The organism is Anoxybacillus sp. FSL W8-0382, from assembly GCF_038003845.1.
GTDB lineage: Bacteria > Bacillota > Bacilli > Bacillales > Anoxybacillaceae > Anoxybacillus > Anoxybacillus flavithermus_G.
The window spans coordinates 2,313,244-2,330,336 of record NZ_JBBOPX010000001.1; the positions used below are offsets into that span (position 1 = coordinate 2,313,244).

Here is a 17,093-nt window from a genome sequence, read left to right on the forward strand (position 1 = left end):
GCTCCTTCCAGCATGGGAAACCAACGGGAACAGCCTGCGGGTTAGAAGTCCGAACAGGAGCCGGGGAGACAGACTTTCTAAGTAGTCAAAGCTACAGGAGAGAGAAGAGTGTCCCCGATGATCCTAAGACCATTATCCAAGAACATCGCGAAAAGTCCAACCCCGATGTAGTGCCATCCACGGGGGAGGGGCGCGCCCCTCCCCCGTGGGCAAATCACTTACACATATGCGATTGTCAAGGAGCATATCCAACTGGAAATTCGATTTAAAAATCTTTCTAAACATACTATACGAGGAGGGAATGTGATGAAACGTGATGAGCAAAAAGCATTAGAAAAAGCGATTGCGGAAATTACAGAAATTGCCGAAGGATTTGGGCTTGATTTTTATGAAATACGCTATGAAATTTGCCCAGCTGATATTATTTACACGTTCGGAGCGTACGGCATGCCGACACGCTTTTCGCATTGGAGTTTTGGGAAACAATTTCATAAAATGAAACTTCATTATGATCTCGGATTAAGTAAAATTTACGAGCTTGTCATTAACTCCGATCCGTGCTATGCCTTTTTATTAAACACAAACACCCTTATTCAAAATAAATTAATTGTCGCGCATGTCCTTGCCCATAGCGACTTTTTTAAAAATAACGTTCGCTTCAGCAATACGAAACGGGATATGGTTGAAAGCATGGCGGCGACAGCGGAACGAATTAAACATTACGAACATGAATATGGGAAGCAAGAAGTTGAAAAATTTTTAGATGCTGTTTTAGCTATTCAAGAGCATATTGATCCTTCACTTCTTCGTCCAAAGCTAGCGTGGACGTTAGCAGATACAGAGGTATACGAAGAAGATGATGAAGCACAGAAACCGTCCCCATATGACGATTTATGGTCGCTTGATGAAAAAAGGAAAACACCATCGAATCGAAAAAAAAGAAGAAAATTTCCTCCTCAACCTGAAAAAGATTTGTTGCTTTTTATTGAGGAATATAGCCGCGAGCTTGATGAATGGCAACGCGACATTTTAACGATGATGCGTGAAGAGATGCTTTATTTTTGGCCTCAACTTGAAACGAAAATTATGAATGAGGGCTGGGCAACGTATTGGCATCAACGCATTTTACGCGAAATGGATTTAACGAGTGATGAAGCGATCGAATTTGCCAAATTAAACGCAGGTGTTGTCCAACCTTCTCGCACCAGCATTAATCCATATTACTTAGGATTAAAAATTTTTGAAGATATTGAAAAACGGTGGGACAATCCGACGGAAGAAATGAAAAAGCTCGGAGTCAAACCAGGTTCAGGGCGTGCAAAAATATTTGAAGTGCGCGAGCTAGAATCGGACATTTCGTTTTTACGCAACTATTTAACGAAAGAACTCGTTATGCGTGAAGATATGTATTTATTCCAAAAACAAGGAAAAGACTATAAAATTGTTGATAAACATTGGGAACATGTGCGCGATCAACTTGTGAACATGCGCGTCAACGGTGGCTTTCCATACATTACAGTCAATGACGGCGATTACATGCGCAATGGGGAGTTGTATTTAAAACATTCGTACGAAGGCATTGAACTAGACGTCAAATATTTAGAAAAAGTGCTTCCGTATATTTATCAACTTTGGGGCCGAGCGGTTCATATGGAAACGATCATTGAAAACAAACCGACGCTATTCACATACGACGGAAGAAACGTACAAAGAAAATATATATGAGCTACTGAGCACATCAGTAGCTTGCTTTTTTATTGAAACTTTTTTCTGTTTTTTCCGTACATACATATAAATAACAAGAAAGGTGGATTTATATGGGTAAGCGCTCTATTACAGGCATCGTCATCGGGTCGATTGCTGGTATTTTTCTTCTTGTTGCCGCACTAACATCATGGTACACCGTCGATGAGTCAGAACAAGCCATTATTTTAACATTTGGTAAAATTGATGAAGAAGTGACAACACCCGGACTACATTTTAAACTTCCTTGGCCGATTCAAACGGTCGAAACGTTGTCGCGAGAAACGTTTAGTTTACAGTTTGGCTACAAAGAAGAAAACGGAAAAGTTGTCGCTACAAACCAAGGCGATACGAAAATGATTACAGGTGATGAAAATATTGTTCTTGCCGATATGGTTGTTCAATGGAAAATTACTGATCCTGCAAAATTTCTTTATCGCTCATACGAACCGGAACAAATTTTATATAATGCGACGTCTGCTTCTTTGCGTAGCGTCATCGGCAGTTCAAAAATTGATGATGCGTTAACATCAGGTAAAGCAAAAATTGAAGCGGATGTGCGCGAATTGCTCACCGCATTAATGAAAAAATATGATATCGGCATTTCCATTTTAGCTGTGAAATTACAGGACGTTGACTTACCGAACGACGAAGTGCGCAAAGCATTTACAAATGTCACAGATGCGCGCGAAACAATGAACACAAAAATTAACGAAGCGAATAAATATCGCAACAAACGAACGAAAGAAGCCGAAGGGGAAAAAGACGCCCTCATCTCCCAAGCGGAGGCTGACAAAGTGGCACGCATCGAAAAAGCGTATGGAGATGTCGCTAAATTTAATGCCTTATACGAAGAATATAAAAACGCAAAAGACATTACAAAACAGAGGTTAATGATTGAAACGCTTGAACAAGTCCTACCGTACACACGCATTTACATTATGAACGACGATGGCAATACGTTAAAATATTTACCAATCCAACCACTAGAAAAACAAACGACAGAGAAAAAGAAAGAGCAAGGGAGTGGTAACGAATGACAAACTTCCAAGATGATCAAAACGTCATTAGCTTGAAAGATAAACTGCCAACGAAATGGTTTCGTTTTTTTATCGGGGGAGTCATCGGACTTGTTTTACTCGTTATCGCTTTAACAAACGTCTACATTGTTCATGAAAATGAATATAAAGTTGTACGTCAATTTGGTGAAATTGTTCGCATTGATCAAACGCCAGGATTACGCTTTAAAATTCCTTTTATTCAAAGCGTAACATCGTTGCCAAAAGCCCAAATTTTTTATGACGTCGCCGAAGCAGAAATTAATACAAAAGATAAAAAACGCATTCTCGTCAACCATTACGCCATTTGGGAAATTACAAACCCAAAAGAGATGATTCAAAACGCGCGCACGTTAGAAAATGCAGAATCGAAAATGGACGAATTTATTTTCTCGATTGTCCGCACCGAGCTTGGACAGTTAAATTACGATGAAATTATTAACGACGAAAAATCATCACGCGGTAGTTTAAATGACGAAGTAACAGCGAAAGTAAACGACCTACTACAAAAAGACAGCTACGGCATTCGCGTTGTAGATGTGCGCTTAAAACGTATTGACTTACCGAAAGAAAACGAACAGTCCGTTTATAAACGTATGATTTCCGAGCGTGAATCGAAAGCACAAGAATATTTATCAATGGGGGATGCCCAAAAACAACGTATTATCGCGCAAACAGACCGCGAAGTGAAAGAAATGCTCGCTAAAGCGCAAGCAGATGCGGAGCGCATTCGCGCAGCAGGTGAACAAGAAGCAGCACGCATTTATAACGAAACATTCGCAAAAGATCCTGAATTTTACTCATTTTACCGTACGCTCGAATCGTATAAGACAACGATCGGCGAAGATACGGTTGTCATTTTACCAGCCAACTCACCGTATGCGAAATGGCTATTAGGACAAACGCGCTGAGCTTTCAGCGCGTTTCATGTGTAAGTAACCATTTTTTTCTTTCGATTCCCCACGCATATCCACCAAGTCCCCCACCCGTACGAACGACGCGATGACAAGGAACAACGATCGTTATGGGATTGTTGCCGACAGCGTTGCCAACCGCCCGTACCGCTTTCGGTTGCCCAATTTGTTTGGCAATATCGGCATATGAAACCGTTTGTCCATAAGGAATCGTTTGTAATGCTTCCCATACACGCAGTTGAAACGGAGTGCCCACGAGCTTTAAGGGCATCGAAAACGACGTCCGTTTCTTTTGGAAGTATTGTTCAAGTTCTTCTAGCGATTGCATGAGAGGCTCCGCCACTTTTTCGTTCTGATCTTCACCTCGTTCAACGACATCAATCCGCTCGATTCCTTCATTCGTTCTAACGATTTGTAACCAACCGATCGGTGATTCATAATACACAACGTGTTTCTCCATGTCCAACTCTCCTCTGCCAAATCGCACAACATTTACAGCGAGAAAAATGACCGTTTTTTCATAAACTACATATAGCTCCTCACGACAAGGAGGGTTTGCGGTGCATACAGCCGATTACGACAAAGCGCTTTACTATACGTACCGATCGGAATGGGATCATTTACTCATTCTTATGGTACGCACAAAAGACGATTTACTTTCAAAAAAAATTGAACAGTTTCTTCATGCATACAACTTCGAAAAAGATTATACCGTCGTCCAAAAGCGATTAAATGCATTGTTGCGTTACATCGACCACGCGTTGGATGTGTACGAACAAGAGCCAACACTTACGATGCAATATGATTATTAGAGCGAAAGGAACGATCTCCTTTCGCTTTTTATACGACCGGATACGTTTGAATAAGCGGATGTAATACGATTTCATCGACCAACATATGTTTCGGTGCGCTTGCCATATAGACAACAGCTTCGGCGACGTCTTCTGCCTTTAACCATTCTGCTTTTTCAGGCAATCCTTGCGTCGAGTTAGCGAAGTATGTATCAACCATCCCTGGATTGATCGTACCGACACGAATGCCGTATGGGCGCACTTCTTGAGCCACACTTCCTGAAAATCCTTGAACCGCATATTTCGTCGCTGTATATGCCGAACCGTTTGCGATGGTGTATCGTCCAACGTCCGATGAAACGGTAATAATCGTACCAGAACGTTGCTTTTTCATTTGTGGGAGAACGGCTTTCGTCCCGATAAATACACCTTGTACATTTACTTCAAACAACCGCTTCCATTCTTCGACTGTCGTTTCTTCCACAGGCTTAAATACACCAATGCCTGCATTGTTTACAAGCAAATCAATGCGACCAAATGTGGCAACAGTTTCCGCGACGACCTCGTTCATTTGTTGTTCATTACATACGTCCGCTTGAAATGTTTTCGACCCTTTCAATTGTTCGCCAACACGGTGAATATCGGATGAACTCCCAATTAATACAAGTTTCATTCCTTGCTTAGCCAACGCATGTGCGATTGCCAAACCGATGCCGCGTGACGCCCCCGTCACAATCGCAACCTGCCCTTGTAACATGTTGAACACACCCTTTCTATGTTGTCGCTTTTATGTTACCCTCACCCTATACAAAAAAACAACCGATAAGGTATTACACCTTATCAGCTGTTAATGCATATACACGCTCCATGACTGCCGTTTCTAACTGTTCTAGCTTCGTTTTCGCCTCCGTCAATGTTTGCCCTTTCACCCCAAAATAAAACTTCATCTTTGGCTCCGTTCCAGACGGACGCACGCAAAACCACGAGCCGTCCTCCAATACGTATTTTAATACGTTCGACTTCGGCAAATCGATGTTCTCTCTTTCTCCTGTTTCCATATGCACTCGTTCGCTCGTCTTATAGTCTTCGCGAATGACTACACGCTGATTGGCAACAATAGTCGGTGGCTCCGAGCGAAACGTAGCTAATAACGATTCAATGCGCTCCGCTCCCTCTTTTCCTTTGAGCGTTAATGTGCGAAGTCCTTCTTGATAATATCCATATTGTTCAAATAATCGCATAAGTGCCTCGTATAAAGATAAGCCCTGCTTTTTATAAAACGCGCACACTTCAACAACTAACACAGCCGCTTGAATCGCGTCTTTATCACGGGCAAAATCACCAATTAAATAGCCGTAGCTTTCTTCGTAACCAAATTGAAAAACATACTCGCCTGTTTGTTCGTACTGTTTAATTTTTTCACCAATAAACTTAAACCCTGTCAATGTATCCATCGTTTCGATTCCAAACGACTTGGCAATCGCACGCCCAAATTCAGATGTGACGATCGTTTTAAATACAATCCCGTTTTTTGGCAATATCCCTTTTTCTTTCTTTTGTGAAAGAATGTAATGAAGTAACAATCCACCTGTTTGGTTGCCCGTTAAAACAACGTATTCCCCTTCATCGTTTTTAACTGCAATGCCTAAACGATCCGCATCCGGGTCTGTTGCAATTAACACGTCTGCATCGACTTGTTTTCCAAGCTGAATCGCTAATTCAAACGCAGCATGTTCTTCTGGGTTCGGTGATTTTACCGTTGAAAAATTCGGGTCCGGTTGTTCTTGTTCCTTTACAACAAACACGTGTTCATAGCCGAATTCCTTTAATCCACGTTGAACGAGTTTATTTGCTGTGCCATGAAGCGGTGTAAATACGACTTTGACATCAACTTCGTGAGAGAGTTCTGGATGTAGCGAAATCGTTTTTAATTTTTGTATGTATGCATCGTCAATCTCTGTGCCAATCATTTGAATAAGTCCTTTTTCTTTTAATACCTCTTCTCGTTCAACCACGAGTTCCCATTCGTTTTCAATCGCATTGACATATTCAATGACAACATCCGCAATGTGTGGCGGCAATTGCGCCCCGTCTTCTCCGTATACTTTATACCCGTTGTACTCTGGTGGGTTGTGGCTTGCGGTAATGACAATACCCGAAAAAGCACGTAAATGACGGACGGCAAATGAAAGCTCCGGTGTCGGGCGAAGCTCATCGAATACGTACGTCTGAATACCATGGGTGGCAAGCGTTTTGGCTGCTTCCATCGCAAACTGTTGCGACTTGTGACGCGAGTCGTATGCGATCACAACTCCCCGTTTCTTCGCCTCCTCCCCAAACGATGCGATGTATCGTGCTAATCCTGCCGATGCTTTTCGTACGGTATAAATGTTCATGCGGTTCGTTCCTGGTCCAATTTCTCCCCGCATGCCTCCTGTGCCAAATTCTAACGTTTTGTAAAAGCAATCTTCTAACAGCTTTTCGTCTTTTTCTAGTTGTTGCAAGTGTGAGCGCAATTCTTCATCTAACTGTGCTTCTTTCCAACGCTCATATATGATTTTCCACGTCATGTTTATCCCTCCATACCCGTTGTCTATTGTAACTTATTCTCGCTTCTTTATACAAATTCCTTTTTCGTAGTTAAAATTCTCGCTTTTTTATACAAATTCCTTTTTCGTAGTTAAAAAGGAGCTTCTTTAAAAGAAGCCCCTTGTCGCTTAATGGTATGAAGGTTCAGAAATCTCGGATAGCGCTTGTCCTGCCGCTTCATCATACGTATGATTTGTGGCAATATCTCCAAGCGCAACAATGCCGCAAAGCTCGTTATTTTGTACGATCGGTAAACGACGAATTTGATTTTTCGCCATCACTTTCGCTGCTTCGTTAACGCTCATATTTGGTGTGCCTGTAATAACATCGCTTGACATCACTTGCGAAACAGCTGTCGAAGGAGTTAGCCCTTTCGCTGTTGTGCGAAGGGTAATATCGCGGTCAGTAACCATCCCTTTGACCTTTCCATTTTCAACGACAGGAATGGCACCAACATTATGTTCCTTCATTAATTGCGCGGCCTCTTGAACAGATTGTTCTGGTGTAACCGTTGCCACTTGGCGCGTCATAATCGATTCAACAGTATGACTCAATATCATCCTCCCCTTTCGCTTTTTATTGTGTACGTTCAACCGTTCATTATGTAAGTAAAATATCGTCGGAATTTACATCATTTCTTTCTATGTACTATAATGAACGAAGAGCGAAATATAAAAAGGTGGGACGATGATGCATAAAGAAAATTACTTATTAGCCGCTTGGAGCGTCGCGCTGGTCGCTACACTTGGCAGCCTTTACTTTTCCGAGGTACTAAAATTTATTCCGTGTGAACTTTGTTGGTACCAGCGTATTTTTATGTATCCACAAGTATTTTTGCTCGGTATGGCTTTCGTACGAAAACAATTTATTATCGCACGTTATACACTGATGTTGTCCATCATCGGTGGAACGATTTCTTTATACCATTATTTCATTCAAAAAGTTCCATTTTTCCGTAATACCGCTCCATCATGTAGCATTGTGCCTTGCACAGGAGATTATTTAAACTGGCTTGGGTTTATTACCATCCCACTACTAGCATTGATTGCCTTTATTTCCATTAGTGTAATTAGTTACCGAGTAATTCAAATGGAGAAAGAAGGGAAATACATATGAAAAAGTTGCTTATTTTCGGTGGGATCATTATCATTTTATTCGGGGCGCTAGCTTGGATTACATCATATACCCAAAAACAAAAAGCAGAAGGGAACCCGTTCGGGAAAGAAGAGCTACATCCTGCCACGATCGATCTTCTCGATGATCCGAATTACAAAAACATTATTTTGCCTGATGAATTAAGAGAAGCATTAAACAATAAAGAAACGATGACGATTTATTTTTACAGTTCAACATGTGAGTTTTGTAAAAAAACGACACCAATCGTCGTACCATTAGCGAAAGAAATGGGAATCGACTTGAAGCAATTTAACCTGCTTGAATTTGAAGAAGGTTGGGATGAGTATCATATCGAGGCAACACCGACCATTGTTCACTTTAAAAATGGACAAGAAGTCGCGCGTATTGAAGGATATTACGAGGAAGACGTATTTCGAAAATGGTTTGAACAAATGGAATAAAAAGCCTTCATCACGAAGGCTTTTTTTACATCACCCAAGCATGAATAGGCTTCATATACATGCTTACATACTCATCTCTTTGATGCAAAAAATGTTCAAGAGTGAGTGGAAAACTAATCCCATGCTGTTCTAGCTGCTCAATATTTCGCTGAAACAGCTGTTCATAATGGGCGGAACGATGATGGAACGAAACAAACTCAATGATGGCTTGTAGTGATTGCAATGCAGAAATAATCGTAAATGCCTCTTTCAACGTTCCGTCATATGTGGACGCTTCAAATTGTAATACACCGAGCGATTGAAACGTTTCAATTTCATCGTCTGTAAAATATTTTGGAAAAATACATGTATAAAACTGTTCAATAAGCGAATGAATATATTGCTTTTGTTCTTCCGTAGCAGCATAGACGGTTTTCAATTGGCCTCACCTTATTCCATTTCACTTCCTAATGTATAACGAAATTGTAACATATCAACGCACTTTATGGTGTTGGTAATTTATTGTACAGAAAGAGTGAGACGAATGAATGTGCAAAAGAAAGGAAATTGGCTTCTGTTTGAAGCGCCAAAATCATGGAGCGGTTTATCGCTCGAACAAGCATTTCAAACGAAATGGTTCGTTCCGAAAAAGATGTTGCATGAATGGCGAATGACAAAGGCAGTGGCTATAAATGACAAAATCGTTTCTTTTCGAACAATCATTTCACCGCATGATCGCATTCGCATTCATATGAAAGAAGAAACGATTGAACCGACTCCAACACCGCTCCCGCTTCATATTGTATTTGAAGACGATCATGTGCTCGTCGTTAACAAACGAGCGCATATAGACGTCCATCCGACGCAACCGAGTCAAACAAATACGTTAGCAAACGCTGTAGCCTTCCACTTTCAATGTGAAGGCATTTATAGTAAAGTTCGTCATATTCATCGACTCGATCGCGATACAAGCGGCGTTATTTTATTCGCCAAGCATGCACTGGCTGGGGCTATTCTGGATCAATATTTAGCGAAACGAACGATTCATCGCACATATATTGCACTTGTTCACGGATATGTCAAACAAAAAAAGGGAACGATCGAAGCACCGATCGGCCGTGATCGCCATCATCCAACAAGACGCCGCGTATCAAAAACAGGAGATACAGCTATCACGCACTATGAACGTCTCCAATATGACAAACAAAAGCACGTATCACTTGTTCGTCTCACGCTTGATACAGGACGAACGCACCAAATTCGTGTCCACATGAGCTATATTGGCCATCCATTAGTTGGTGATACGTTATATGGAGGAAAACCGTGGATCGATCGACAAGCGTTACATGCGTTCTCTTTATCGTTCCTACATCCGTTTACTGGGGAACGTATCACTTGTTCCGCTTTGCCTGATGAAACCACTTTCGGTCACATAAAAAGAGGCACGTTATTATAACGCTGCCTCTTCATTCATATCTGTCACTACATCTACGTTATGGGGAAGACGTGTCACTTCAATTTTTTTCACGAACACTTGCGCAAGGAAGCCCCTGCCTTAAGGCACGGGGAGGAATTGCGCCTTACGCAATGTTCATTCCCTCCCTTCGATATGTGTATCCGTCGAATCGCTGAATGATATTAAAATATTTGTAGCTGATTCCTTGTGCGATTCGTTTTCCGTCTTTGTCTTTCATATCAAAACTTCCATTTTTCCTACATGCGACTTCGCCAAACCAAACGCCTTGATATTTCCCTTTTGGTACATTGGCTTTGACTATGTCGCCTGTTTGGAAGCAAAAGAAGTATTTTTGTCTTGCCAAAAATCCTCTTGGAAAGCCATACTTATCAAGATTTGTACGAGAGCGACTTCCGCGTCCTTTTGCCTTGATAAATAATGCTTCTTTTGTTTTGAAATGCAATTGGAGTGGCGTGCTTTCGCCTACACAACAAGCATCAAAATAGTGAATTTTCGGTAGTCCTAATCGTATTCGATTCATTTTCGTTCGTGCGCCTGTTCCACACTCTACTTCGCATCCGCTTTGTTTTAACACTTCATACACTTTCCATCGAGTGGCATTCACTACACTTGCGTCTTTTAGCGTTTTTTTGACCATTTCTTGAATATGTGGATACCCGAATTCTTCTGCTGTCTTACTTCCTTTGCGCTGATTACAGTCATGACAGGCAAGACATAGGTTATCCACTCGATCTGTTCCACCTCTCGATTTTGGAATGATATGCTCGATTTCAAGCGGAACGCCTTCTTTTCCACAATAACAGCATTTTCGTCCAAACTTTTCGAGCAAATACTCCCGTACTTCATATCCTTGTAGCGTACCTTGTTGATACTCTACACCATTGATTTCAGGATTTCGCATGAGTTGCGTGTCAAACTTTGCGTTCTCGTACGATATATGCTCAATCGGACATATCTTCCTTAAACGCTCCACCCATGTTTGAATATTTTGCACACGACTCTCTAACGATGGTGGCAACCACCCGTCTTTTCTCCTACGATTAAGAAAACGTGGTTTTCTGTATCGAGTTTTTCGCTTTCTTCTTGCACGACGAAACGCCCGTCTTTTGTCTAATCGCTCTTTGATGTCTGTGCGATGGTCAAGTTGCCCTAACCATACCACTTCTCGTCCTCGCACAATCGCAAGTCCTGTGTGTTTACTTCCGTAATCGATTTTGAGCCGATACGGTGTTTTCGGTCGAAAATTATCGACAATTTCTTTTAAAATAATCGTAAATGGATAGCGTTTGTAGATCGCTGCTTTTCCTTGCTTTAATAACTTTCTTGCGACCGCCTCATGACAAGGGGCGAGTGGACGCTTATTTGTATCTAATACAAAAACCATAGGGTTCTCCCCTTTCCTCTGCATAAAGCAGGTCATATTCTCCTCGACCATGTTATAGATGCTTGTTATATGCAAGACACTAGCGCTACCCACCACGCTTGTTTAATCTTGCACGACAGAGGGTAGGGCTGGAGAAGCACCCCACCGTGTCATGACATCTATAACGTAGGCTCTGTTTCAAGCCTTGGTCTAGTCAACACGGGGCTTACAAGCCCACGGCTTTAACCGTTGGGTTGTTGACCTCCTATTGATTAATCTTCATCGTTTCCTTGTACAAAAATAAGCACATACTTAATTAATTCTAACACCGAAATAAGCGCTGCAGCAACATATGTTAACGCTGCGGCGTTTAATACTTTACTGACTCCACGTTCTTCTTCATTGCGAATAATACCTTCCGCAATCATAAAGTCTTTGGCGCGTGAGCTTGCATTAAACTCAACTGGCAATGTAATAACTTGGAATGCAACGGCAAACGAGAATAAAATGATCCCTAAACCAATTAACGAAAATTGTTGCATCAAAAACCCGCCAAGAAGAAGGAATGGAGCAATTCCTGATGTAAAATTCACGAGCGGGAACATACGGTGCCGTAAAACGAGCGCACCATACGCTTGTTGATGTTGCACTGCGTGGCCAACTTCATGGGCAGCCACCGATACAGCAGCAATCGAACGACCGTAGTACACAGGCTCTGATAAACGAACCGCACGCGCAATTGGATCGTAGTGATCCGTTAATGTGCCTGGAACAAGCTCAACTGGCACATCATATAACCCATTTCTGTCTAAAATGAGTCGCGCAACTTCCGCTCCTGTTAAACCAGATGAAGCTGGAACATCCGACCATTTGCTAAAGTTTCCTCTTACTTTGAATTGCGCCCAAATCGATACCCCGAAGGCAATTAAAATGAGAAAATCCATTGGATGAAAAAACATCACATCATCCCTCCATACATTTATTTTAGTGAAAAATGATCGAAAATGAAAGAGAATACCCTTTACATATGTTATATACGACTATTGTGTCCAAAAAGTTTCATAAAACCGAAAAAAAACCTCACCATAAGCGAGGTTAAATAAATAAATTTACTTTTCCTTCTGTCGCATCTCCTAAATAAGCAGCGACCCCTCCAAGTTCAACACCATCAATTAATTCTTCTTTCTTAATGCCTAATAAATCCATTGTCATCGTGCAAGCGACAAGTTTCACTCCTTGCTCTTGTGCCATTTCAATTAATTGCGGAAGCGTCATCGCGTTATGTTTTTTCATCACATGTTTAATCATTTTTGGACCGAGTCCGCCCATGTTCATTTTCGATAATCCTAGTCGATTCGCTCCTTTTGGCATCATCCAGCCAAACATTTTTTCAAGCCATCCTTTTTTTACAGACACGCTTTCTTCTTTTCGTAACGTATTTAATCCCCAAAAGGTAAAGAAAATCGTCACATCATGATCATAAGCCGCAGCACCGTTGGCAATAATAAACGCTGCCATCGCTTTATCTAAATCACCACTAAATAAAATAATTGTTGTTTTCTCCTTCTTTTCCATTTGTTCATCTCCTTTCATTCTAGAAACAAAATACCCCAACAAATTGGGGTATTTTGTTTTAGTGTGTATGGTGAACAGCACAACGGTTTGGACCAATTTCAAGTTCTTGTTGTTGCTCTTGTGTAGCATCTTTTACGCCACGGTTAATAGCAATAATGTCTTCAAAGTTTGGCGGTGTTTCAGAAGATGCCGATTGTGCCACATGTTCAACGAACTCCTCTTTCGTTTTCCCTTGCATAATTTCATTCATTTGACGAATGTTTCCTAACGTATTGCCAATATATCCTTGCTCATTCACTTCTTGATCGAAGTTTGCATAGTGTGCTGGCAGGACAATGACATCATCTGCAATTTGTGCGACTTTGTTATATACTGTGTCGTATAAGTCTTTTGCCCACTCGCGCGCTTTTCCACCAAGGTCTGGTCGACCAAGACCGCTGACGAAAATGGTATCGCCTGAGAATAACAATTTATTGTTTACGAAGAACGATACACTTCCCGGAGTATGACCTGGTGTTTTAATCGCTAATACTTCTAAGCTGACTTTTTCAAATTCAATGCGATCATGGTTTTCAAGCGGCTCGAATTCAAATACGGCTCCTTCACTTTTCATTAAGTAGTACTTTGCTCCTGTTTGTTTCGCCAATTCATATCCGCCTGAAATATGGTCTGCATGCAGATGCGAGTCAACGATATGAGTAATCGTTACATTTTCTTTTTCTGCCACTTGTTTATACACATCGATAAAACGAGAAGGGTCAATGATAAGAGCTTCTTTTCCTGATACGACCATGTAAGAAAGACAACCTTTGCCGACTCGGATGAATTGATATACTTTCATATCTTCATTTTGATATACGACAACCGGATATAAATATTCACTCCATGCTTTCATGCCGCCTTTTAAATAAAATACTTCTAATCCTTTTTCGGCGAGCATTTCCGCAACCATCATAGAAGACCCTTCTTTTGCACAAACGACGACGATTTTTTTATCTTTCGGTAAACGCTCTAACACAGGCTCCACACCATCAATGAGTTCAAAATAAGGGATATTTAAATATTCAATTTGTTCCCCTTCAATTTTCCAATCCGCAAAGTCTGACTCATTGCGAACATCAAATAAGAAAAACGGTTCTTTATTTACAATCATCTCGTTTATTTGCTGTGCCGTTAATGCATGTACTGCCATATACTCTCCACCTCTCTTTTATACCTTATAGGGTATTTTTATAGATAAAAAATTATTGTTGTAACAATTGCATAATGCGTTGCGGATCAAATCCAATCACCCAACGTCCATTAATTTCAGTTTGTGGCACACCCATTTGTCCAGTTGAGCGAACAACATAATCAATAGCCTCAGGATGTTGATGCAAATTCACTTCTTTAAATGGGATGCCGCGTTCAGCTAAAAAGTTTTTCAATAATGTACAATATGGACATGTTGTTGTTGTATATACAGTTACTTGTTTCATCTCACTACTCCTCCTTTGTGTTACGGTATTCTATATACCCCTACTAGTATTATAACATGAAGGATGAACTTTTCAACATTTTTTACAAAATATCCAACCAAATTTTAATAGCTGTTGCTACGATAAGTGCTGATAAAATAAACTGTAATATTTTTGTATTTACCTTTTTACCAACGTTCGCTCCAATCGGGGAAGCAATTAAACTTGCAACAACCATAATGAACGCCGTCCAAAAATCAAATTGACCTGTCGTAATTTTTCCTACTGTTGCCCCAATCGATGAAATAAACGTAATAGCTAGTGAAGTCGCAATTGTCATGCGCGTTGGAATTTTTAATACGACGAGCATAATTGGTACGAGAATAAACGCACCAGCAGCACCAACAATTCCAGCGCTCACACCGACAATGAATGCTAATGCCGCAGCAAGCCATTTGTTGAATGTTACTTGATCAAGTGAAATGTTGTCAATTCCTTTTTTCGGAACGAACATCATCATTGCCGCGATAGTAGCTAACACCGCATAAACGATATTGATGCCGCCTTCGCTCATTAATTTCGAGCCGTAACCGCCAATGAAACTACCGATCAAAATGCTCGTTCCCATGTAAATAATTAACGTCTTGTTTAAATACCCACCTTTACGGTACGCCCAAACACCGCCAATCGTCGCAAATAATACTTGAATGGCGCTAATACCTGATACTTCATGTGCGCTGAATGCCGCATAGCCTAACAATGGAGGGATATATAGCAACATCGGATATTTAATAATTGAACCACCAATCCCAACCATGCCGGAAATGAACGAACCGATGAAGCCGATGAGAAAAATCGTCACGATAAAACCTATGCTCATGCTAGCTCACTCCTTACATTGAACATCGGGAAACATTCCCGATGTTCACTACGCTTTACGAACCCAAAATTTTAGTACATCTCCTTCTTCAATCATGTCGATCACCTCATGACCAGCCGATTTCGCCCATGCAGATAAATCGTTTTTTGCTCCTTTATCCGTGACATGAATTTCTAGCACTTGACCTGATTGTAACGTATCCATCGCTTTTTTTGTCCGAACAATCGGCATTGGACACGCTAACCCTTTTGCATCAACAACAAGATCCGCTTTCATGTTTTTCCCTCCTTAAAATGTCAATGTAATGTCAGCGTCTTTCGCAAAATCAAGGAATGTAACGGCTCCACCAACATCAATGCCGTCTACAAAATGTTCTTTTGTTAATCCCATAACATCCATCGTCATTTGGCATGCGATAAACTTCACGCCCATTTCTTGCGCCATTCCCACAAGTTCTGGAATGGATGGGACGTTCGCTTGTGCAAATCCTTGTTGAATTTGTTCTTTTCCTTCTGGCAACGGCAGTTGTTTATACGCTTCCTTATGAATTAAATTCAGTCCTTCAAACGTAAAGAAAATCGCTACTTCCGCTTCTGTTGCCGCAGCTGCTGTTGCAATGTTAAATACTTTATATGCATCAAATAAACCGCCGTTTGCTGCAATAATTGCTACACGTTTTTTCATTATTCATTTCCCCCTTTAACCATTGTTCCTTTCCATTCTGTCATACCTGGAATGACATTAAATACATGCGCAAATCCTTTTTCAGCTAATTGTTGGGCTGCAAGGTCACTGCGATTGCCTGTTCGACAAATGACGTAAATCGTCTCATTTTTGTTTAATTCATTCATACGTATTTCTAATTGTCCAAGCGGAATATGATACGCCCCTGGTATATGACCAAACGCATATTCTGCTTCTTCACGCACATCTAAAATAAACGGTTGTTCATTGTTTTCTACTTTTCTTTGCAATTCATCTAAAGCGACGACATGAGGGTATTTTGTTTCTACTTTCACTTCGGTAGGATTCGCCTTACGAAGGTAATGCTTCAATACCTCCCCTTCTTCGATCGTTCCGATGTATTGATGGCCTGTATTTTTTGCCCAACCTTGAATATCGGCAAGCGATCCTTTATCCGTTGCTTGCACCTCAAGCACTTGACCAGGTTGTAATTGCTCCATCGCCTTTTTCGTACGAACAATCGGCATCGGACACGCTAGTCCACGCGCATCAACGACATAATCTACGTGAATTGTCACTTTACTCCCTCCCCTTTTTCAACTTCTCCTGTCCATTCGAGCATCCCGCCCGTCATATTTACGACGCGGTATCCGTAACTCTCTAACAATTGGCAAGCCATACCGCTTCGATTTCCTGAGCGGCAGACAAGAATATGTTCTTGATCTTTATTCACTTCGTTCATCCGCTCAAGTAATTGACCGAGCGGGATGTGACAAGCACCAGGAATTTTCCCTTGAGCCACTTCTTCATCCTCGCGGACATCAATAATGCTTAGCGCACGCCCTTCTTTTAACTGTTGATCTACTTCCTGTGGCAATATATGCTTCATTTTTATCACCTCTCTATACTCATAAGGGTATTTTTAATCTCAAAAAAATAATTTATTACCATTACCTCTATGAGTATATTACAAAAACCCCCACCCGTTTGTCAACTGTTTTTTCTC

Annotated in this window: 22 protein-coding genes; 7 read left to right on the forward strand and 15 right to left on the reverse strand. The window is 41.1% G+C overall.

All coding sequences use genetic code 11. The features are described 5' to 3' along the window. Positions 1-306: 306 nt before the first annotated feature. From NSS60_RS12200 to hflC, 3 genes are all read left to right on the forward strand, one after another. Positions 307-1,725 carry a SpoVR family protein gene (locus NSS60_RS12200; protein ID WP_004892194.1) on the forward strand — a complete coding sequence of 473 codons (1,419 nt, stop codon included), beginning with the start codon at positions 307-309 and terminating at the stop codon, positions 1,723-1,725. 92 nt (positions 1,726-1,817) lie between these two features. Further along, positions 1,818-2,783, forward strand: coding sequence for an FtsH protease activity modulator HflK (gene hflK, locus NSS60_RS12205; protein WP_004892196.1), 966 nt, complete (start codon positions 1,818-1,820; stop codon positions 2,781-2,783). Next, positions 2,780-3,712 carry a protease modulator HflC gene (hflC, locus tag NSS60_RS12210; RefSeq protein ID WP_004892198.1) on the forward strand — a complete coding sequence of 311 codons (933 nt, stop codon included), beginning with the start codon at positions 2,780-2,782 and terminating at the stop codon, positions 3,710-3,712. The genes hflK and hflC overlap by 4 nt, the downstream gene beginning before the upstream one ends. Before the next feature lie 4 nt (positions 3,713-3,716). Here hflC and NSS60_RS12215 read toward each other — a convergent pair whose 3' ends face one another. Continuing rightward, on the reverse strand, positions 3,717-4,175 hold the full coding sequence (locus NSS60_RS12215) for a methylated-DNA--[protein]-cysteine S-methyltransferase (RefSeq protein ID WP_340720881.1): 459 nt from the start codon (positions 4,173-4,175) through the stop codon (positions 3,717-3,719). Positions 4,176-4,275: 100 nt separating this feature from the next. Between NSS60_RS12215 and NSS60_RS12220 the strand changes: the two genes are divergently transcribed. After that, a complete protein-coding gene (locus tag NSS60_RS12220; protein ID WP_004892205.1) occupies positions 4,276-4,527 on the forward strand; it encodes a YhdB family protein in 252 nt (83 codons plus the stop codon). Between the two features lie 28 nt (positions 4,528-4,555). Here the strand turns inward: NSS60_RS12220 and NSS60_RS12225 are convergent, their stop codons facing one another. The 3 genes from NSS60_RS12225 to NSS60_RS12235 form a co-directional block, all read right to left on the reverse strand. Further along, a complete protein-coding gene (locus tag NSS60_RS12225) occupies positions 4,556-5,263 on the reverse strand; it encodes an SDR family oxidoreductase (protein ID WP_004892209.1) in 708 nt (235 codons plus the stop codon). Positions 5,264-5,336: 73 nt separating this feature from the next. Next, a complete protein-coding gene (locus tag NSS60_RS12230; protein ID WP_004892212.1) occupies positions 5,337-7,076 on the reverse strand; it encodes a phospho-sugar mutase in 1,740 nt (579 codons plus the stop codon). 147 nt (positions 7,077-7,223) lie between these two features. Then, positions 7,224-7,655: a CBS domain-containing protein gene (locus NSS60_RS12235; protein WP_004892214.1), complete on the reverse strand. Its 432-nt coding sequence runs from the start codon at positions 7,653-7,655 to the stop codon at positions 7,224-7,226. Positions 7,656-7,782: 127 nt separating this feature from the next. Here NSS60_RS12235 and NSS60_RS12240 point away from each other — a divergent pair, with 127 nt between their 5' ends. Both NSS60_RS12240 and NSS60_RS12245 read left to right on the forward strand, forming a co-directional pair. Then, positions 7,783-8,211, forward strand: coding sequence for a disulfide oxidoreductase (locus tag NSS60_RS12240; protein ID WP_004892216.1), 429 nt, complete (start codon positions 7,783-7,785; stop codon positions 8,209-8,211). Continuing rightward, a complete protein-coding gene (locus NSS60_RS12245) occupies positions 8,208-8,672 on the forward strand; it encodes a thioredoxin family protein (protein WP_004892220.1) in 465 nt (154 codons plus the stop codon). The genes NSS60_RS12240 and NSS60_RS12245 overlap by 4 nt, the downstream gene beginning before the upstream one ends. A gap of 25 nt (positions 8,673-8,697) precedes the next feature. On the opposite strand, the gene NSS60_RS12250 is transcribed toward NSS60_RS12245, so the two are convergent. Continuing rightward, positions 8,698-9,090, reverse strand: coding sequence for a YhcU family protein (locus NSS60_RS12250; protein ID WP_004892222.1), 393 nt, complete (start codon positions 9,088-9,090; stop codon positions 8,698-8,700). 105 nt (positions 9,091-9,195) lie between these two features. On the opposite strand from NSS60_RS12250, the gene NSS60_RS12255 reads away from it, so the two are divergent. Then, positions 9,196-10,107, forward strand: coding sequence for an RluA family pseudouridine synthase (locus NSS60_RS12255; protein ID WP_004892224.1), 912 nt, complete (start codon positions 9,196-9,198; stop codon positions 10,105-10,107). A 124-nt stretch (positions 10,108-10,231) separates the two neighbouring features. Here NSS60_RS12255 and iscB read toward each other — a convergent pair whose 3' ends face one another. The 10 genes from iscB to NSS60_RS12305 form a co-directional block, all read right to left on the reverse strand. Next, on the reverse strand, positions 10,232-11,512 hold the full coding sequence (iscB, locus tag NSS60_RS12260; protein ID WP_340720882.1) for an RNA-guided endonuclease IscB: 1,281 nt from the start codon (positions 11,510-11,512) through the stop codon (positions 10,232-10,234). Between the two features lie 251 nt (positions 11,513-11,763). Then, positions 11,764-12,450 (reverse strand): zinc metallopeptidase, encoded by a 687-nt coding sequence (locus tag NSS60_RS12265; protein WP_004892229.1) that lies wholly within the window; start codon positions 12,448-12,450, stop codon positions 11,764-11,766. Positions 12,451-12,586: 136 nt separating this feature from the next. Continuing rightward, positions 12,587-13,066: a DsrE/DsrF/DrsH-like family protein gene (locus NSS60_RS12270; RefSeq protein WP_003399194.1), complete on the reverse strand. Its 480-nt coding sequence runs from the start codon at positions 13,064-13,066 to the stop codon at positions 12,587-12,589. Positions 13,067-13,124: 58 nt separating this feature from the next. Beyond that, entirely contained in the window at positions 13,125-14,258 is a 1,134-nt protein-coding gene (locus NSS60_RS12275) for an MBL fold metallo-hydrolase (protein WP_004892231.1), read from the reverse strand. A 52-nt stretch (positions 14,259-14,310) separates the two neighbouring features. After that, positions 14,311-14,544, reverse strand: coding sequence for a glutaredoxin family protein (locus tag NSS60_RS12280; protein ID WP_004892233.1), 234 nt, complete (start codon positions 14,542-14,544; stop codon positions 14,311-14,313). Between the two features lie 82 nt (positions 14,545-14,626). Then, complete coding sequence (locus NSS60_RS12285) at positions 14,627-15,403, reverse strand: sulfite exporter TauE/SafE family protein (RefSeq protein ID WP_004892235.1); 777 nt, start codon at positions 15,401-15,403, stop codon at positions 14,627-14,629. A 48-nt stretch (positions 15,404-15,451) separates the two neighbouring features. Next, positions 15,452-15,679, reverse strand: coding sequence for a sulfurtransferase TusA family protein (locus NSS60_RS12290; RefSeq protein WP_004892237.1), 228 nt, complete (start codon positions 15,677-15,679; stop codon positions 15,452-15,454). A gap of 12 nt (positions 15,680-15,691) precedes the next feature. Then, a complete protein-coding gene (locus NSS60_RS12295; protein ID WP_003399177.1) occupies positions 15,692-16,087 on the reverse strand; it encodes a DsrE/DsrF/DrsH-like family protein in 396 nt (131 codons plus the stop codon). Beyond that, on the reverse strand, positions 16,087-16,665 hold the full coding sequence (locus NSS60_RS12300; RefSeq protein ID WP_004892239.1) for a sulfurtransferase TusA family protein: 579 nt from the start codon (positions 16,663-16,665) through the stop codon (positions 16,087-16,089). Before NSS60_RS12300 ends, NSS60_RS12295 begins: the two co-directional genes overlap by 1 nt. Further along, a complete protein-coding gene (locus NSS60_RS12305) occupies positions 16,662-16,976 on the reverse strand; it encodes a rhodanese-like domain-containing protein (protein WP_004892241.1) in 315 nt (104 codons plus the stop codon). The genes NSS60_RS12300 and NSS60_RS12305 overlap by 4 nt, the downstream gene beginning before the upstream one ends. Between the last annotated feature and the right edge of the window lie 117 nt (positions 16,977-17,093).